Source organism: Mycobacterium kansasii ATCC 12478, assembly GCF_000157895.3.
Taxonomy (GTDB): domain Bacteria; phylum Actinomycetota; class Actinomycetes; order Mycobacteriales; family Mycobacteriaceae; genus Mycobacterium; species Mycobacterium kansasii.
Genome location: NC_022663.1, coordinates 1,994,993 through 2,012,098, shown reverse-complemented (window position 1 = coordinate 2,012,098; position 17,106 = coordinate 1,994,993). Strand labels below are relative to the sequence as shown.

Genomic DNA, 17,106 nt, shown 5'->3' with positions numbered 1-17,106 from the left:
ACTGGATGGGTTCTCGACGTGGTTCGCAACCACTGTGACTGGTGCCGGGCTTATCGGAGCGCCGACCGCGGATCAATATGCGTCGCGGGTTCGGCCACCTGGGGATCCGTACAGGTATGGGTAGTGGACGTCGGGGTCGTTGGGGGGCCGCATGTTTAGTGGTGGTGGCGCCGTGCGCCACGCGGCCGGGAGGTGACAGCCGGTGTCGTAGGAGTAGGACAGTGGGCTGTGCTCGTCGCCGTTGACGAGACGGATCAACACGCCGTCGTCTCGGATTTGCGAATCGTTGGCCGATCCCAAAGGAAGCGGGGCATCGCCCGGTGCGGCGTTGTTAGGCCGAAAACCCGCCGCCTTGAACACCGGCGCCAACTCGGTCACAATCCGCAGCCATTGCTCTGGGGTGGGTGCAGGTTCGCCGAAGAAATGATCGCTTCCCACTTGCCGGCCGATGGTGCGGACGAAGGGGTCGTTGCAGCCGTTGGTCGGATGACTCACTGAGGTGCTGGAGAACTTTGTCTGTGGCGAGTATTCGGCGATCACCGCCCGGATGGTGGCATCGAGGTTGGCGAGCTGCTGCTGGACCGTCTCCAGGTCGGGTCGTTTGTTGACGATCTGCTGTAGGCGATCCAACTCGCCACGGCCTGGGTTGGCGTACGGATCCAACGTATTGGGTTTGAGGCAGCCGGTGAGCAGTAGCGTGACGCTGAGCAGTCCGGCTGTGGCATAACGGTGTGGCCGGTTCATACGTGCTGCCGCGGGATTGGAGGCGGTACTTCATAGGGGCCGGCGCCGCCGGGCAGCCGGTCCACGCCGACGGCACGGGGTGTGATGAGGTCGTCGGGCAGTCCGGCCAGCACCGCGGCCATGTTGTACCCGCTCATGCGCAGTTCGCCGTTGCTTCCCATGCGCGCATACTCCGAATGACCGTAGGCCCGCTCATGAAGGTTGCCGTCACCGTAGCGACCGCCCAGTGCCAGCCCAGTACTGGTGGACAGCTCAGTCATGCCCGGTACGTCCTGCGGTGCGGCACCGAATGCGCCGAACTCGGGAATCACTTGAGAGACATCATCATTGACACCGATCATGTAGTAGGCATGTCCCGGCTGAACTCCTAGCTGGGAAGCGTTGGTGAGCTCGGTACCCGGCGAACCGTACAGTACGACGTCGCTTACCGGTGCGCCCTGCTGCAACGCAAGACTGGTCACCAGGGAGCCGTATGAATGCCCGAACGCGGTGATGTGCTGATCCGCGACATTGCTACCAGCCGCTATGCCCTTGTAGAAGCGGTTCAATGGCCCTGCGGCATCGCGCGCCGACCAGTCATGCGTCACGTCCTTCAGGCTGTCAGGTGCGTCATATCCGAGCCACGCAATGGAAGCGACCGCATCGTAATTCGGTGCACCCGCCAACCTCCTCAAGTCCGATGCTTTGCCTTGTTGGACTTGAGCTTCCCTGAGCATCGCTTCAACGCTGGAACTTACTCGCGTGTTCAATCCGCCCACCGTTACACCCACCCGTTGTGCATTGTCGACGTCGCCGACCCCCACCGCCGCCAACACCTTGCGGGAATTACTGGCGGTGTCCAACAGAATCAGGCTGCTGCCCGGGTTGTTGGTAAGCGCTCGCTGTAACGCCTGCAGATCCGCCAGCTTCTCAGTGTCCGTATGCCACAAGCCATTTCCATCCAGCCAACCGCGCTGCAGCCGGTCGAGTTCGCGTTGCAGCACCGGTACATTGAGTTCGTTGCGAACTCTGGTCGGGACGCCGTCGAGGTTGCGAACGGCGTTGGGGAACCACTGTTTGACCCGATCCTGCTGTCCCGGTGTCAGCGAATGCCACCACTTGCTCACCTCCGTGGGATCGCTGTCCGGCGGCGGCATCTGCGGCATCTTGGGTGGCTCATGGCTGAGTTGGGTGTTGACCTGCTCAGGTGACAAGTCCCCGTCGGCGCCCCGAATCGCCGCGGCCAGATCCTCATCGGCGGTCTCGGCGTCAGCCAGCAGACGCTTGGTGCTTTCCGTCAGGCTGATCGCGGCATTGAGAATCGACTGCTGATCAGCAGGGGAGTACGACCACAAGTCAGCAGGCGGCAACGCCGTACCGGTCGCATTGTCAATCGTCAGGTGGTAATCCCGGGCACTATCGCGAATGGCATGCAGCCGCAACTTGATTGCGGCCACCTCTTCGGCCGATTTCTCCGCGGCCCGTGCGACCGCCTCGCACGCATCGGCATGGTCGTCGAGAAGCATTGTCGTGCGGTGCGTCGCCGCCAGCGCGGCATCGGCGGCATCACCACCGAAGTCCAGCAACCGCATGGTGTCACTGAGCGCCGCCGATGTGGTGCGGGTGCCGTGTGCGCGGTCAATCGCCGCCCGAAACACCGTCCTGATTGCCGCAGGATCCCAGCGCTCAATATCAGCTAACGTCAGCGCCATCGAATCGACCGCTGCTGCCAGCCTGCGCACGGACCGCGGCCAGCGCCGCGGCGTTGCTCTGGTCCATCTCAGCGAAGCCGACCGCCGCGAGATGCATGCCGCAGGAATGCTCACCGAATCGGTCGGCGTGGGTGGCGCTGACCGTCTCCCAGCTACCCAGCAACCCCGACAGCGCGCCAGCCGAGGAACCGACCCATCCCGACCGCGCGCCTTCGGCGGCACCGTGGCATGACTGGTGCAAGACCAGCAGTGACTCACCGTGATTGGCCAACTCATATCCCACCCGGGTCAGGACTTCGGGAACGACACGCAACGGCTTCATCATCGACCCTCCCGATCAGCCGGCAAGCAAACCTCCGGGGAGTATGGCACACACCCGCCAACCGGGCTATTCACCTTTGGCGGCCGTACCGGGCTACTTGCGGGGCTTGCGCGCTTTACGCTTGATGCCCACGCCGCCCCAGAACGAGAAGCCGCGGATCTTCACCTTGGGTGCACCCCGGCTGCCCTCGCCCACGACTTCGCGGTCGAAGTTGCCCATCACACCGCGGCCGCGGATTTCGACGTGTACTTCGGGGGGCAGCAGGATGGTCTGCACACCCATGATCGAGTAGGCGCGGATCTCGACCTCGGTTGAGGTGAAGTCGGCGTAGCGCAAATCCAGCACGCCGGTTCCCCAAAGCGTGAAGGTGGTCAGCTTCTTCGGCACATTCCACCGGCCGCGCCGCTCGAACCCACTCATCAGGGCGAGCAACAGGGTGGACGGTGCCGGGTTGCAGTTGCCGCCGCGACGGGGGCTTACCGAGGCGCCGGGCAGGTCGGCTCGAAGCTGGTCCAGCTCTCGGTAGGTGGTTGCCGCGTAAGCCCTGGTAAGCCGATCTTCATACTCGTTCAGCTGCAGGCGACCCTGTTCCGCCGCGTATGCCAGCAACTGCGCGATCTGGATGCGATCGGTGTCAGCCGCGAGCGACGAATCGTCACGCGTGTCCTTCGTGTCGCGCTGGGCCGGGTTGCTCATCACCCACGAGCGTACGACGTCCACGATTTGCTGCAAGCTGGTTGGCTAAACTGCAACCTTGCCCCCGGCTAAGTCCGACTCGCCCAGCCGGCAATGGTGCTGCTCAGCGACTCGCCGGGTCGGCTTTGACCCAACTCGGTGGACGTTTCTGCAGGAATGCCAGCATGCCCTCGCGCGCTTCCTCCGAAACGAACAGCCGCGCCGACTCCTCGGCGAGCCGTTGGGCGTCGCGGTCGAATCCTTCCAGTACCGCGGGGGTCGTCAGCGCCTTCGACGCCGCCAGGCCCTGCGGTGACCCGCGACCCACCTCGGCGACCAGCTTGGCCACCGCAGCGTCCACATCGTCGGCTGCCATGGTGACCAAGCCGATCTCCGCGGCTTCGCTGGCGCCGAACGTCTCGCCCGTCAGGTAGTACCGCGCCGCCGCGCGCGGCGATAGCTTGGGCAGCAACGTCAGCGAAATGATCGCCGGGGCCACGCCGATCCGGGCCTCGGTCAGCGCAAAGGTGCTGCGCGGGCCGGCGACCACTATGTCGCAGGCCCCGACCAGACCGAACCCGCCGGCTCGGACGTGCCCGTTGACCGCGCCGATGACCGGCCGTGGGGACTCGACGATGGCGCGCAGCACCGTCGTCATCTCCCGGGCCCGCGCCACCGCCATGTCGTATGCCGATGGTGGCGACCCGCTTCGCCCGGCTGCGCCGCGCTCGCGATCGCCACCGGCCGATGGTGGCGACCCGCTTCGCCCGGCTGCGCCGCGCTCGCGATCGCCACCGGCCGATGGTGGCGACCCGCTTCGCCCGGCTGCGCCGCGCTCGCGATCGCCACCGGCCGATGGTGGCGACCCGCTTCGCCCGGCTGCGCCGCGCTCGCGATCGCCACCGGCCGATGGTGGCGACCCGCTTCGCCCGGCTGCGCCGCGCTCGCGATCGCCACGCGGGTCGCCGCCGCCGGCCTCGCTCAAGTCCGCGCCCGCGCAGAAGGTGCCGCCGGTGTGGGTGAGCACCACCACCCGTACCGCCGGATCCGCGGCAGCGTCTCGCAATCCCTGATGCAGCTGGCTGACCAGGACGCTCGACAGTGCGTTGCGGTTGTGCGGCGAGTTGAGCGTCAACCGTGCCAGCGGACCGCCGCACTCGTCCGGCCCCGCGTATTCGACGAGAGCGTCCATCAGTAAGACCGGGGCAGGCCCAGCGATGTCTGCGCGACGAAGTTGAGCACCATTTCGCGGCTGATCGGGGCGATCCGGGCCAGCCGGGCCGACGTCATCATCGCGGCCACGCCGTATTCTTTGGTCAGCCCGTTGCCGCCCATGGACTGCACGGCCTGGTCGACCGCCCGGGTCGAGGCTTCGGCCGCAGCGTATTTGGCCATGTTGGCCGCCTCGGCCGCGCCCACGTCGTCGCCGTGGTCGTAGAGCGTGGCGGCCTTCTGCATCATCAGCTTGGCCAGTTCAACCTCAATGTGGCACTGCGCCAACGGATGCGCCAACCCCTGATGCGCGCCGATCGGGGTGGACCACACCTGACGCGTCTTGACGTAGTCGACGGCCTTGCCCAGCGCGAACCGCCCCATGCCGACGGCGCTGGCCGCTCCCATGATGCGCTCGGGGTTCAGACCGGCGAATAGCTGTGCGATCGCGGCGTCCTGGGCGCCGACCAGTGCATCGGCGGGCAGTCGGACGTCGTCGAGGAACACCTGGAACTGGCGTTCTGGGCTGATCAGCTCCATCTCGATCGGCGTATAAGTGAAGCCTGGTGCGTCGGTGGGCACCACGAACAACGCCGGGCGCAGCTTGCCGGTCTTGGCCTCTTCCGTGCGACCCACCACCAGCACCGCCTGCGCCTGGTCGATCCCGGAGATATAGACCTTCTGGCCCTTGAGAATCCAGTCGCTGCCGTCGCGACGCGCGGTCGTGGTGATCTTGTGCGAATTGGACCCGGCGTCCGGCTCGGTGATTGCGAACGCCATCGTCAACGACCCGTCGGCGATGCCAGGCAGCCAGCGCTGTTTTTGCTCGTCGGTGCCGAACTTGGCGATGATGGTGCCGTTGATGGCGGGCGACACCACCATCAGCAGCAGCGCGGAGCCCGCTGCCGCCATCTCCTCCATCACCAGCGACAGCTCGTACATGCCGGCGCCGCCGCCGCCGTATTCCTCGGGCAGGTTCACTCCGATGAACCCGAGTTTTCCTGCTTCGGCCCATAATTCGGTGGTGTGCTGATGCGCGCGGGCCTTCTTCAGGTAGTACTCGTGGCCGTAGTTGGACACCCATTCGGCCACCGCCTTGCGCAGCGCCTGGCGCTCTTCGCTTTCGATGAAGCTGGTGTCTGTCATTGTGAATCTCCTTGTGCTTCGGGTCCTTCCACGCGTGCCAGCACGGCACCGACGTCGACCTGCTGGCCGGTGTGGACGTTGAGCTGGGTGAGTACACCGTCAGTCGGCGCGCTGATGGTGTGTTCCATCTTCATGGCCTCCAACCAGATCAATGGCTGGCCCGCTGTGACGGTTTCGCCGACCTCGGCGCCCAAGCGGATGACGTTGCCGGGCATCGGCGCCACCAACGATCCCTGCTCGACGGCCGAACCGGGCTCGGGAAAGCGGGGTAGTGCGACCAGATGCACCGGTCCGCTGGCGGAATCGACGTAGACGTCCTGGGCGTAGCGCGCCACCGTGAAGCCGCGGTCCACGCCATGACCGTCGGCCAGCACCACCTGGTCCGGCATGGCCGATACCAGTCGGACGGATTCGTCGCCGGGAAGTTCCAATCCCTTTCTGGTGAACCGGTATTCGATACGATGTTCCTCGCCGCCGTCGTCGAGGTACGACTTGACCTGATAGCCCGACGCCAGGTTGCGCCAGCCACTGGGGATGGAGCCGAACACCGCCGCGATCGTGCGATTGTGCGCGGCGTCGGCCAGGGCGGCGGCGATTGCCGACAACCGGATGGTCGTCGCGTCGGCAAGCGGTGCCGACAGCTCCGCCAAGTTGTGTGTGTCGAAAAATGCTGTGTCCGTGGCCCCGTCGAGAAATGCCGGATGACGTAGCACGTTGACCAACAGCTCACGGTTGGTGCGCAGGCCGTGCAGGCGGGTACGGGCCAGCGCGTCGGCGAGCACCAACGCCGACTGCCGGCGCGTCGGAGCGTAGGAGATGACTTTGGCCAGCATCGGGTCGTAGTGGATCGACACCGTCGAGCCGCCGACGATCCCCGAGTCCAGCCGGATCCCGGTCCGGTGCCCCAATGTGCCGAACTGCGCGCGCACCGACGGCACGTCGATGCTGTGCACCAGACCCGCCTGCGGCTGCCAGCCGCGCGCCGGGTCCTCCGCGTAGAGCCGGGCTTCGATCGAATACCCTTGGGCGGCAGGAGGTTCGGCATCGAGTCGGCCTCCGTCGGCGACCGTGAGTTGCAGTTCGACCAGATCCAGCCCGGTGGTCTCTTCGGTGACCGGGTGCTCGACCTGTAGCCGGGTGTTCATTTCCAGGAAGTAGAACTCGCCGTCATCATCGGCAAGGAACTCCACGGTGCCGGCGCCGGCATAGCCGATCGCGGAGGCGGCCAGCCGGGCCGCGTCGAACAGCTTGGCGCGCATGCCCGGGATGCGCTCCACCAACGGTGACGGCGCCTCTTCGATGATCTTCTGGTGGCGGCGCTGAATGGAGCATTCCCGTTCGCCGACAGCCCACACGGTGCCGTGCACGTCGGCCAGGACCTGTACCTCGACGTGGTGTCCGGTGGGCAGATAACGCTCGCAGAACACCGTCGGGTCGCCGAAGGCGGACTGCGCTTCGCGCCTGGCGGCCTCGACTTCGGCCGGCAAAGCTGACAATTCGCGAACCACCCGCATCCCGCGGCCACCACCGCCCGCGGACGCCTTCACCAGCACCGGCAGCTGGGCTTGGGTAACCGTGTCCGGGTCGAGCTCGTCGAGCACCGGCACTCCGGCGGCCGCCATCAGCTTCTTGGACTCGATCTTCGAGCCCATGGCCCGTACCGCGTCCACCGGTGGGCCGACCCAGGTCAGTCCCGCCTCCTGTACGGCCGCGGCGAAATCGGCGTTCTCCGAAAGGAATCCGTAGCCGGGGTGTACGGCGTCGGCACCGGCGGCCCGTGCGGCCGCGATGACGGCCTCGGCGTTGAGATAGTCGTTGGTCTTGGGCAGCCGCACCCGGGCGTCGGCCTCGGTGACATGCGGCGCTGCGGCATCCGGTTCGGTGTAGACGGCGACGGTGCCCAAGCCCAGCCGGCGGCAGGTGGCGAACACCCGCCGTGCGATCTCGCCGCGATTGGCAACCAGTACTCGAGTGATCGGCATTTGCATCACATCCGGAAGACGCCGAAGTTCGACGTCCCCTTGATCGGGCCATTAGCGATGGCGGACAAACACATTCCCAGGACGGTGCGGGTATCGCGCGGGTCGATCACCCCGTCGTCGTAGAGCATCCCGGACAACACCAGCGGTAACGACTCGGCTTCGATCTGGCCTTCGACGGCGGCACGCATCGCGCTGTCGGCCGCTTCATCAACCTGCTGGCCGCGGGCCTCGGCGGCGGCGCGGGCCACGATGGACAGCACCCCCGCCAGTTGCGCGCCGCCCATCACGGCGGACTTGGCGCTGGGCCAGGCGAACAGGAACCTCGGGTCGTAGGCGCGCCCGCACATCCCGTAGTGGCCCGCGCCATATGACGCGCCGATCAACAGCGAGATGTGCGGCACGGTCGAGTTGGACACGGCGTTGATCATCATCGAGCCGTGTTTGATCATGCCGCCCTCTTCGTAGACCTTGCCGACCATGTAGCCGGTGGTGTTGTGCAAGAACAACAGTGGCGTGTCGTAGCGGTTGGCGAGCTCGATGAACTGGGTAGCCTTTTGCGACTCTTCGCTGAAAAGTATGCCGCGCGCGTTGGCCAGGATGCCCAGCGGGTAGCCATGCAGCCGGGCCCACCCGGTCACCAGCGACGAGCCGTACAGCGGCTTGAACTCGTCGAATTCGGAGCCGTCGACAATGCGGGTGATAACCTCCCGCGGGTCGAACGGAATGCGCAGGTCCGCCGGGACGATGCCGATCAGCTCCTCGGCGTCGAACAACGGCTCGGTGACCGGCCCGGGCGCGGGCCCCCGCTTGACCCAGTTCAGCCGGGCCACGATGCGACGTCCAACGCGGATCGCGTCGAGTTCGTCTTGCGCGAAGTAGTCGGCCAAACCCGAGATGCGGGCATGCATTTCGGCGCCACCCAGCGACTCGTCGTCGGACTCCTCGCCGGTGGCCATCTTTACCAGTGGCGGGCCCGCCAGGAACACCTTGGAGCGTTCCTTGATCATCACCACGTGATCGCACATGCCGGGAATGTAGGCGCCGCCCGCGGTGGAGTTGCCGAATACCAGTGCGATAGTCGGGATCCCGGCTGCGGACAGCCGGGTGAGGTCGCGGAACATTGCTCCGCCGGGAATGAAGATCTCCTTCTGAGTCGGCAGGTCCGCCCCGCCGGATTCCACCAAAGAGATCACCGGAAGCCGGTTCTGGAACGCGATCTGGTTGGCCCGCAGGATTTTTCGCAACGTCCACGGGTTGCTGGTCCCGCCTTTGACCGTCGGGTCGTTGGCGACGATCAAGCATTCCACGCCGGACACCGCACCGATGCCGACGACCGTGCTGGCACCGACCGTGAAGGCGCTGCCGTATGCCGCCAGCGGGCTCAGCTCGAGGAACGGCGAGTCCGGGTCGACGAGCAATTCGATGCGTTCCCGGGCCGTGAGTTTGCCGCGGGCGTGATGACGGTCGACGTATTTGGGCCCGCCGCCCGCCAGCGCCTTCGCCAGTTCGGCGGCGATCTCGTCGAGCTTTGCCGCCGTCGCCGCTGCCGCTTCGGCGTATGCGTCGGCATTGGGGTCGAGGGTGGACTGTAAAACGGTCACGATTGATACCCCAGCAGTTTGGCGGCGAGCGCGGTCAGGATTTCGGTGGTTCCGCCGCCTATGCCCAATATCCTCATGTCCCGATACTGGCGTTCCACTTCAGATTCGGCCATGTAGCCCATCCCGCCGAAGAGCTGGACGGCCTGGTTGGCCACCCATTCGCCGGCCTCGACGGCGGTGTTCTTGGCGAAGCACACCTGCGCAATCAGGTTCGTCTCACCCGCGAGCTGACGCTCCACCACATGGCGGGAGTAGACCCGGGCGACATCGATGCGCCGGGCCATTTCGGCGAGCGTGTTCTGCACCGCTTGACGCGAGATCAGCGGACGCCCGAAGGTCTCCCGGTCGCGGCACCACTGCACCGTGATGTCCAGGCATCGCTGCGCGCTCGAATATGCCTGTGCAGCAAGCCCGATACGCTCGGAGACAAATGCCTGGGCGATTTGGGCGAATCCGGTGTTCTCGCCGCCGACGAGATTGGCAGCCGGCACCCGCACGTCGGTGTAGGACAGCTCGGCGGTGTCCGAGGAGCGCCAGCCCATCTTGTCCAGCTTGCGAGAGACCTCAAAACCTGGCGTGCCCTTCTCCACCACCACCAGTGAAACCCCGGCTGCGCCCGGTCCACCGGTGCGCACCGCGGTGACGACGTAGTCGGCGCGCACCCCCGAGGTGATGTAGGTCTTGGCGCCGTTGATCACGTAGTGGTCGCCGTCGCGCACCGCGCTGGTGCGCAGATGCCCGACGTCCGAACCGCCCCCGGGTTCGGTGATGGCCAGCGCGCCGATTTTCCCACCGGCCAGGGTGGGACGAACGTAGCTGTCGATCAACCGTGCATCGCCGGAGGCGATCATGTGTGGCACCGCGATGCCGCAGGTGAACAGCGACGCGAAAACCCCGCCGGGCGCCCCGGATTGGTGCATCTCCTCGCAGATGATCACCGAGTCGGCGCCGTCGCCCCCGCCACCGCCGACGGCTTCGGGAAACCCGGCTCCCAGCAGGCCGGCGGCCCCGGCGCGCCGGTGCAAGTCACGCGGCAACTCGCCGACTCGCTCCCATTCGTCGATATGCGGCAGGATTTCTCGTTCGGCGAACGAGCGGACGGTCTTTCGCAGCTGCTCGCGCTCCGGTGTGGTCCAGATATTCACAACAGCGTCTCCGGAATGTCGACGTGGCGGCTGCGCAGCCATTCGCCCAGCCCCTTGGCTTGCGGATCGAAACGCGCCTGGTAGGCGACGCCCTGACCCAGGATTCCCTCGATCACGAAATTCAGCGCCCGCAGATTGGGCAGCACATGCCGGGTGACGTCGAGTTCCGCCGTCTCGGGCAACAGTTCCTTGAGAAACTCGACGGTTAACGTGTTGGCCAGCCAGCGCCACTGCTCGTCGGTGTGCACCCACAGCCCGACGTTGGCCGAACCGCCCTTGTCGCCGCTGCGGGCGCCGGCGATCAAACCCAGCGGCGCACGCCGGGTCGGTCCCACCGGCAACGGCTCGGGAAGCGGCGGGGGAGCCGCCGGTGCCAGCTCCAAAGTCTCGGAAGCGCAGGCGATTTCACTGCGGGTGCCGTCGGGATGGACCGCGATGTGCGGCACCTGGGTGGCGTCGACGTAGCCCGGGGTGTACACGCCGTACACCTGACCGTCGCCGGGCGGGGCGGTCACGGTGAAACCCGGATAGCTGGCCAATGCCAATTCGACTGCCGCCGAAGAGAATTGCCGTCCGACATTCGCGGGATCGGGATCGCGGACCACGCAGCGCAGCAAGGCGCTGGCCGCCTCCTCGGTGTCGGCGTCGGGGTGGTCGGTGCGGGCCAGGGTCCATTCGAGTTCGGCAGGTTTGACGGTCAGTGCGGCTTCGAGCTGGCGTCGCACCAAATCCGCCTTGGCTTCGATGTCGAGGCCGGTCAGCACGAATGTCATGGAGTTGCGGAAGCCGCCGATGCTGTTCAGCGACACCTTGAGGGTGGGCGGCGGCGGTTCGCCTACCACACCGCTGATGCGCACCCGGTCCGGGCCGTCAGCCGAGAGCGTGATGGTGTCCATCCGCGCCGTCACATCCGGGTTGGCGTAGCGGGCGCCGGTGATCTCGTAGAGCAGCTGCGCGGTGACGGTGTCGGTGCTGACCAGACCGCCGGTGCCGGGGTGCTTGGTGATCACCGAGGAGCCGTCGGCGTGGACCTCGGCGAGCGGGAAGCCGGCGTGGATGAGGCCCGGCACGTCGGTGAAGAAGGCGTAGTTGCCGCCGGTGGCCTGTACCCCGCATTCGATGACGTGACCGGCGACCACCGCTCCGGCGAGCTGGTCGTAGTCGGTGCGGCTCCAGCCGAAGTGCGCGGCCGCCGACCCGACGACCACCGAGGCGTCGGTGACCCGGCCGGTGACGACGACGTCGGCTCCGGCATTGAGGCAGTCGACGATGCCCCACGCACCCAGGTAGGCATTGGCCGTCAGCGGTGTGCCAAGGCCGAGTTCGGCGGCCTGGGACAGCAGGTCGTCGCCTTCGACGTGGGCGACCCGGGCCGGCACGCCGAGGCGCTGGGCCAGGGCCCGGATTGCGTCGGCCAATCCGGCCGGGTTCAGGCCGCCGGCGTTGGCCACAATGCGCACCCCCCGGTCGCAGGCCAGCCCCAGACAGTCCTCGAGTTGGGTCAGAAAGGTCTTGGCGTAGCCGCGCTCGGGGTGCTTCATCTTGTCGCGACCGAGGATCAGCATGGTCAGTTCGGCCAGGTAGTCGCCGGTGACGTATTCGACGTCTCCGCCGGTGAGCATCTCACGCATGGCCGACAGGCGGTCGCCGTAGAAGCCCGAGCAATTGGCAATTCGCACGGCTCCGGACGCGCCACCAACTGAGGCCATGCGCGTCCTCCCTTCATTGGGATTACCGATGGGGCCGAACCCGGCCAACCAACCGGTAGGTCAGCATAGCCGTAAGCTTCGAGAGGTGTGATACCCGCCTCTCTCGCCGACGTCACGCTCCGTTTTGGCGAGCTGGAGCTCACCGACTACCCTTTCAACGACACCCGTCAAAAGGGTAGTGTCGCCGTCCGGCCGACGGGTTCGTCCGCGGCTGTGCAACGCGACATGCACCGACCCAACCCCGATCGAGGAGTAAGGCCCCACCATGGCGGTACCCAAGCGCAGGACGTCGCGCGCGAATACCCGAAGCCGGCGCTCGCAGTGGAAGGCCACCTCGACCGAACTGGTCGGTGTCACCGTGGCCGGCCGGAAGCACAAAGTGCCCCGCAGGCTGCTCAAGGCGGCACGCCTGGGCCTCGTCGACCTCGACCGGCGCTAGCTGCTCCCGGGAGGGGCTACTGTGGCGCATGTGACGAGCCCGCCGGTCGAGCCCGTCTTCTCGACGGCGCGCCTCTCAGGCCAGTCTCAGGCGGTCGTACGAAACTAGTGTCCGTGCGAATCCTTGTCGTCGACGACGATCGTGCGGTACGCGAGTCGCTGCGCCGGTCGCTTTCCTTCAACGGCTACTCGGTCGAACTGGCCCACGACGGGCTCGAGGCTCTCGACATGATCGCCAGCGATCGACCCGACGCACTCGTGCTGGATGTCATGATGCCGCGGCTGGACGGCTTGGAGGTGTGCCGCCAGCTCCGCAGCACCGGCGATGACCTGCCGATCCTGGTGCTGACCGCCCGTGACTCGGTTTCGGAGCGGGTGGCCGGCCTCGACGCCGGGGCCGACGACTACCTGCCGAAGCCGTTCGCTCTCGAAGAATTGCTGGCGCGGATGCGGGCATTGCTGCGCCGCACCAAGCCCGACGACACCGCCGAGTCGGTGGCCATGCGCTTCTCCGATCTCAGCCTGGACCCGGTAACCCGTGAGGTAACCCGCGGGCAGCGCCGCATCAGCCTCACCCGCACCGAGTTCGCCTTGCTGGAGATGCTGATCGCCAATCCGCGACGCGTGCTCACCCGCAGCCGCATCCTCGAAGAGGTGTGGGGCTTCGACTTTCCCACGTCCGGCAATGCGCTGGAGGTCTACGTGGGGTATCTGCGCCGCAAAACCGAGGCCGATGGCGAGCCGCGGCTGATCCACACCGTCCGGGGAGTGGGTTACGTGCTACGCGAAACGCCGCCCTGATGCTCGGGTTCCGCCGCCGAGCACGGGTACCGCTGCGAACGACCAGTTCGTTGTCCCTGCGGTGGCGGGTCATGCTGCTGGCGATGTCGATGGTGGCGATGGTCGTCGTTCTGATGTCGTTCGCGGTGTACGCGGTGATCTCGGCCGCCCTCTACAACGACATCGACAATCAGCTGCAGAGCCGCGCGCAGTTGCTGATCGCCAGCGGGTCGCTCGCCGCCGACCCGGGCAAAGCCATTGAGGGCACAGCCTATTCGGATGTCAATGCAATGCTGGTGAACCCGGGCCACTCGATCTACACCGCCAACCAGCCCGGACAGCACCTGCCCGTCGGAGCGCCGGAAAAAGCCGTGATCCGCGGCGAGTTGTTCATGTCGCGGCGGACGGCGGCCGATCAGCGGGTGCTTGCCATTCACTTGCCCAGTGGCAGTTCCCTACTGATCTCCAAGAGTTTGAGGCCGACCGAGGCGGTCATGACCAAACTTCGCGCGGTACTGCTGATCGTGGGCGGTGTCGGTGTGGCGGTCGCTGCGGTGGCCGGCGGGATGGTCACCCGGGCGGGGCTGCGTCCGGTGGGCCGCCTCACCGAGGCGGCCGAGCGGGTAGCGCGAACCGACGACCTGCGACCCATCCCGGTATTCGGGAGCGACGAATTGGCCAGGCTGACCGAGGCGTTCAACCTGATGCTTCGGGCGCTGGCCGAATCCCGGGAACGACAGGCCAGGTTGGTCACCGATGCCGGGCACGAGTTGCGCACCCCGTTGACGTCGCTCCGCACCAACGTCGAACTGCTGATGGCGTCGATGGAGCCGGGAGCACCGCGACTGCCGGAGCAGGAGATGGTCGGCCTGCGTGCCGATGTGCTGGCCCAGATCGAGGAATTGTCCACTCTGGTAGGCGATTTGGTGGACCTGACGCGCGGCGACGCCGGTGAAGTGGTGCACGAGACGGTCGACATGGCTGACGTCATCGACCGCAGCCTGGAGCGGGTGAGGCGGCGGCGCAACGACATTCACTTCGATGTTCAGGTGATTCCCTGGCAGATCTACGGTGATGCCGCCGGGTTGTCGCGGGCGGCCCTCAACCTCATGGACAATGCGGCCAAGTGGAGTCCACCCGGGGGCCATGTGGGCGTCACGCTGAGACAGCTCGACCCGTCACATGCCGAGCTGGTGGTTTCGGACCGCGGGCCCGGCATTCCCCCGCAGGAGCGGCGTCTGGTGTTCGAGCGGTTCTACCGGTCCGCGTCGGCGCGGGCGATGCCGGGTTCGGGCCTGGGCCTGGCAATCGTCAAGCAGGTGGTGCTCAACCACGGTGGATCGCTGCGGGTTGAAGACACCGTTCCGGGTGGCCAGCCCCCGGGAACATCGATTTCCGTGCTGCTGCCGGGCCGCCCGATGCCGGGTGCGACCTACCCGGCGACCCCGGCCGATACCGGCGCCAGGGCCGAGGCCGCCCATTCTGATGAGGGCGCCGGGGACTCTACGAACTCACGGAGTTCGACGAACGTTATCTCAGTGGATTCTCAGTCCGCGCGCGCAAGGTAGTGGTGCAGTTACTGTTGACAACAAGCCCATGCCCGCAGCGCATGGCCAAGCACAGGGCTCACTAAGGCCCTAGTAGAGGAAGAGCAACTTAGCGACATGACGAATCACCCGAGGTATTCGCCACCGCCGCAGCAGCCGGAATATCGTGCCGCGTCGAACCAACCGGTGCCGCCGGCTTATGTGCAAGGGTCTGCGCAAACGTACAATCAACAGTTCGACTGGCGCTACCAGCGATCGCAGCCCCAGTACGGTCGGCCCCATGACCCCTTCGCGGGTACCGGCCCACGCCCGCTGCCGGGCGGTACCGGGGTGGGCCCCATCCCGGGTGGTACCGGACAAGGCCCTGTCGGTGGCGGCCCGGGCCCCGGCCCGATAACCGGCATGCTTCCGCCGATGTCAGCGCCTCCCACGGTGATTCAGCAGCGACGTCCCCGCGCAGGCATGTTGGCGATCGGCGCACTCACCATCGCCGTAGTGTCGGCCGGTATCGGTGGCGCGGCCGCATCGGTCGTGGAATTGACCCGCTCACCGGCGAGCAGCAACGGTGGCGGAGTGGTAGCCAGCGGCGCTCCCAGCATTCCGGCAGCAAACATGCCGGCGGGTTCGGTCGAGCAGGTGGCCGCCAAGGTGGTGCCCAGCGTCGTCATGCTGGAGACCGATCTGGGGCGCGCATCGGAGGAGGGCTCGGGCGTCATCCTGTCCAGCGACGGGCTGATCCTGACCAACAATCACGTCGTCGCGGCCGCCGCGAAACCGCCCGCCGGTGCTCCGCCGCCCAAAACCACGGTGACCTTCTCCGACGGCCGGACGGCACCGTTCACGGTGGTCGGGGCCGATCCGACCAGTGACATCGCCGTGATCAAGGTCCAAGGTGTCAGCGGACTCACCCCCATATCGCTGGGATCATCGTCGGATCTGCGGGTCGGTCAGCCGGTCCTGGCGATCGGTTCACCGCTGGGTCTGGCCGGCACGGTGACCACGGGAATCGTCAGCGCCCTCAACCGGCCGGTGTCGACCACCGGCGAGGCCGGTAACCAGAACACCGTCTTGGACGCTATCCAGACCGATGCCGCCATCAACCCCGGCAACTCCGGTGGTGCGCTGGTCAACATGAACGGTCAGCTGGTCGGCATCAACTCGGCGATCGCCACATTGGGCGCGGATTCCGGCGATGCCCAGAGTGGATCGATCGGCCTGGGTTTTGCCATCCCGGTCGACCAGGCCAAGCGGATTGCCGACGAGCTGATCAGCACCGGCAAGGCGACACATGCCTCGCTGGGCGTTCAGGTGACCACTGACAAGGGCATTCCGGGCGCCAAGGTGGTCGAGGTGGTGCAAGGCGGTGCCGCCGCCACTGCCGGAGTGCCCAAGGGGGTCATCGTCACCAAGGTGGACGAGCGGCCCATCAACAGCGCTGACGCGCTGGTCGCCGCGGTGCGGTCCAAGGCGCCGGGCGACAAGGTGGTGCTGACCTTCCAAGACCCATCGGGTGGCAGCCGCACCGTGCAGGTAACGCTAGGCAAGGCGGAGCAGTGATGAACGCGGGTCCTCCGTTGTCAGAACTCGGATATACGGTTGCACCCATGGAACAGGGTGCGGAGTTGGTGGTGGGCCGGGCGCTTGTCGTCGTCGTCGACGATCGCACAGCCCACGGCGACGAAGACCACAGCGGCCCGTTGGTCACCGAGCTGCTCACCGAGGCCGGGTTCGTTGTCGACGGTGTGGTCGCGGTCTCGGCCGACGAAGTCGAGATCCGCAACGCGCTGAACACCGCGGTGATCGGCGGCGTGGACCTGGTGGTGTCGGTCGGTGGGACCGGCGTCACGCCCCGCGACGTCACACCGGAGGCCACCCGCGACATCCTGGACCGGGAAATCCTCGGTATCGCCGAAGCCATCCGCGCTTCGGGGCTGTCGGCAGGGATCATCGACGCAGGCCTGTCGCGCGGCTTGGCGGGAGTATCGGGGAGCACGCTGGTGGTCAATCTCGCCGGTTCCCGCTACGCCGTGCGAGACGGCATGGCGACGCTGAATCCGTTGGCCGCTCAGATCATCGGGCAGTTGTCGAGTCTCGAAATCTGAGTTTCGGAAGCA

At 66.6% G+C, this 17,106-nt stretch carries 14 protein-coding genes and 2 pseudogenes; 5 read left to right on the top strand and 11 right to left on the bottom strand.

The features are described 5' to 3' along the window. Positions 1–72: 72 nt before the first annotated feature. The 11 genes and pseudogenes from MKAN_RS08525 to MKAN_RS08475 all read right to left on the bottom strand — a co-directional run bounded on the left by MKAN_RS08525 (position 73) and on the right by MKAN_RS08475 (position 12,197). Positions 73–744 carry an LppA family lipoprotein gene (locus MKAN_RS08525; RefSeq protein WP_023367250.1) on the bottom strand — a complete coding sequence of 224 codons (672 nt, stop codon included), beginning with the start codon at positions 742–744 and terminating at the stop codon, positions 73–75. Then, positions 741–2,435, bottom strand: coding sequence for an alpha/beta hydrolase (locus MKAN_RS29460; protein WP_023367248.1), 1,695 nt, complete (start codon positions 2,433–2,435; stop codon positions 741–743). Before MKAN_RS29460 ends, MKAN_RS08525 begins: the two co-directional genes overlap by 4 nt. Next, positions 2,416–2,760: a hypothetical protein gene (locus MKAN_RS08515; protein WP_023367246.1), complete on the bottom strand. Its 345-nt coding sequence runs from the start codon at positions 2,758–2,760 to the stop codon at positions 2,416–2,418. Before MKAN_RS08515 ends, MKAN_RS29460 begins: the two co-directional genes overlap by 20 nt. Positions 2,761–2,850: 90 nt before the next feature. Continuing rightward, positions 2,851–3,453: a DUF1707 SHOCT-like domain-containing protein gene (locus MKAN_RS08510; protein WP_023367244.1), complete on the bottom strand. Its 603-nt coding sequence runs from the start codon at positions 3,451–3,453 to the stop codon at positions 2,851–2,853. A 103-nt stretch (positions 3,454–3,556) separates the two neighbouring features. Continuing rightward, a pseudogene (locus MKAN_RS31805) lies at positions 3,557–4,201 on the bottom strand (enoyl-CoA hydratase family protein); the annotation flags it as partial. Between the two features lie 195 nt (positions 4,202–4,396). Continuing rightward, positions 4,397–4,624 (bottom strand): annotated as a pseudogene (locus MKAN_RS31795) (enoyl-CoA hydratase-related protein); the annotation flags it as partial. Then, positions 4,624–5,790 (bottom strand): acyl-CoA dehydrogenase family protein, encoded by a 1,167-nt coding sequence (locus tag MKAN_RS08495; RefSeq protein ID WP_023367240.1) that lies wholly within the window; start codon positions 5,788–5,790, stop codon positions 4,624–4,626. The pseudogene MKAN_RS31795 and the gene MKAN_RS08495, both read right to left, overlap by 1 nt. Beyond that, a complete protein-coding gene (locus MKAN_RS08490) occupies positions 5,787–7,772 on the bottom strand; it encodes an acetyl/propionyl/methylcrotonyl-CoA carboxylase subunit alpha (protein ID WP_036393854.1) in 1,986 nt (661 codons plus the stop codon). The genes MKAN_RS08495 and MKAN_RS08490 overlap by 4 nt, the downstream gene beginning before the upstream one ends. Before the next feature lie 5 nt (positions 7,773–7,777). After that, positions 7,778–9,373 (bottom strand): acyl-CoA carboxylase subunit beta, encoded by a 1,596-nt coding sequence (locus MKAN_RS08485; protein WP_023367237.1) that lies wholly within the window; start codon positions 9,371–9,373, stop codon positions 7,778–7,780. Continuing rightward, the gene (locus MKAN_RS08480) at positions 9,370–10,518 is read right to left on the bottom strand and encodes an acyl-CoA dehydrogenase family protein (protein WP_023367235.1); all 1,149 of its coding nucleotides are present in this window, start codon (positions 10,516–10,518) and stop codon (positions 9,370–9,372) included. The genes MKAN_RS08485 and MKAN_RS08480 overlap by 4 nt, the downstream gene beginning before the upstream one ends. After that, entirely contained in the window at positions 10,515–12,197 is a 1,683-nt protein-coding gene (locus MKAN_RS08475; protein WP_099184980.1) for an acyclic terpene utilization AtuA family protein, read from the bottom strand. Before MKAN_RS08475 ends, MKAN_RS08480 begins: the two co-directional genes overlap by 4 nt. Positions 12,198–12,492: 295 nt before the next feature. On the opposite strand from MKAN_RS08475, the gene rpmF reads away from it, so the two are divergent. The 5 genes from rpmF to MKAN_RS08450 all read left to right on the top strand — a co-directional run bounded on the left by rpmF (position 12,493) and on the right by MKAN_RS08450 (position 17,094). Then, complete coding sequence (rpmF, locus tag MKAN_RS08470; RefSeq protein WP_023367231.1) at positions 12,493–12,666, top strand: 50S ribosomal protein L32; 174 nt, start codon at positions 12,493–12,495, stop codon at positions 12,664–12,666. Positions 12,667–12,779: 113 nt separating this feature from the next. Next, positions 12,780–13,466 carry a two-component system response regulator MprA gene (gene mprA, locus MKAN_RS08465; RefSeq protein ID WP_036393573.1) on the top strand — a complete coding sequence of 229 codons (687 nt, stop codon included), beginning with the start codon at positions 12,780–12,782 and terminating at the stop codon, positions 13,464–13,466. Next, positions 13,466–15,013: a HAMP domain-containing sensor histidine kinase gene (locus MKAN_RS08460; RefSeq protein ID WP_023367227.1), complete on the top strand. Its 1,548-nt coding sequence runs from the start codon at positions 13,466–13,468 to the stop codon at positions 15,011–15,013. The genes mprA and MKAN_RS08460 overlap by 1 nt, the downstream gene beginning before the upstream one ends. A 96-nt stretch (positions 15,014–15,109) precedes the next feature. Further along, on the top strand, positions 15,110–16,549 hold the full coding sequence (locus MKAN_RS08455; RefSeq protein ID WP_023367225.1) for a S1C family serine protease: 1,440 nt from the start codon (positions 15,110–15,112) through the stop codon (positions 16,547–16,549). Next, entirely contained in the window at positions 16,549–17,094 is a 546-nt protein-coding gene (locus MKAN_RS08450; RefSeq protein ID WP_023367223.1) for a MogA/MoaB family molybdenum cofactor biosynthesis protein, read from the top strand. Before MKAN_RS08455 ends, MKAN_RS08450 begins: the two co-directional genes overlap by 1 nt. Positions 17,095–17,106: the final 12 nt, after the last annotated feature.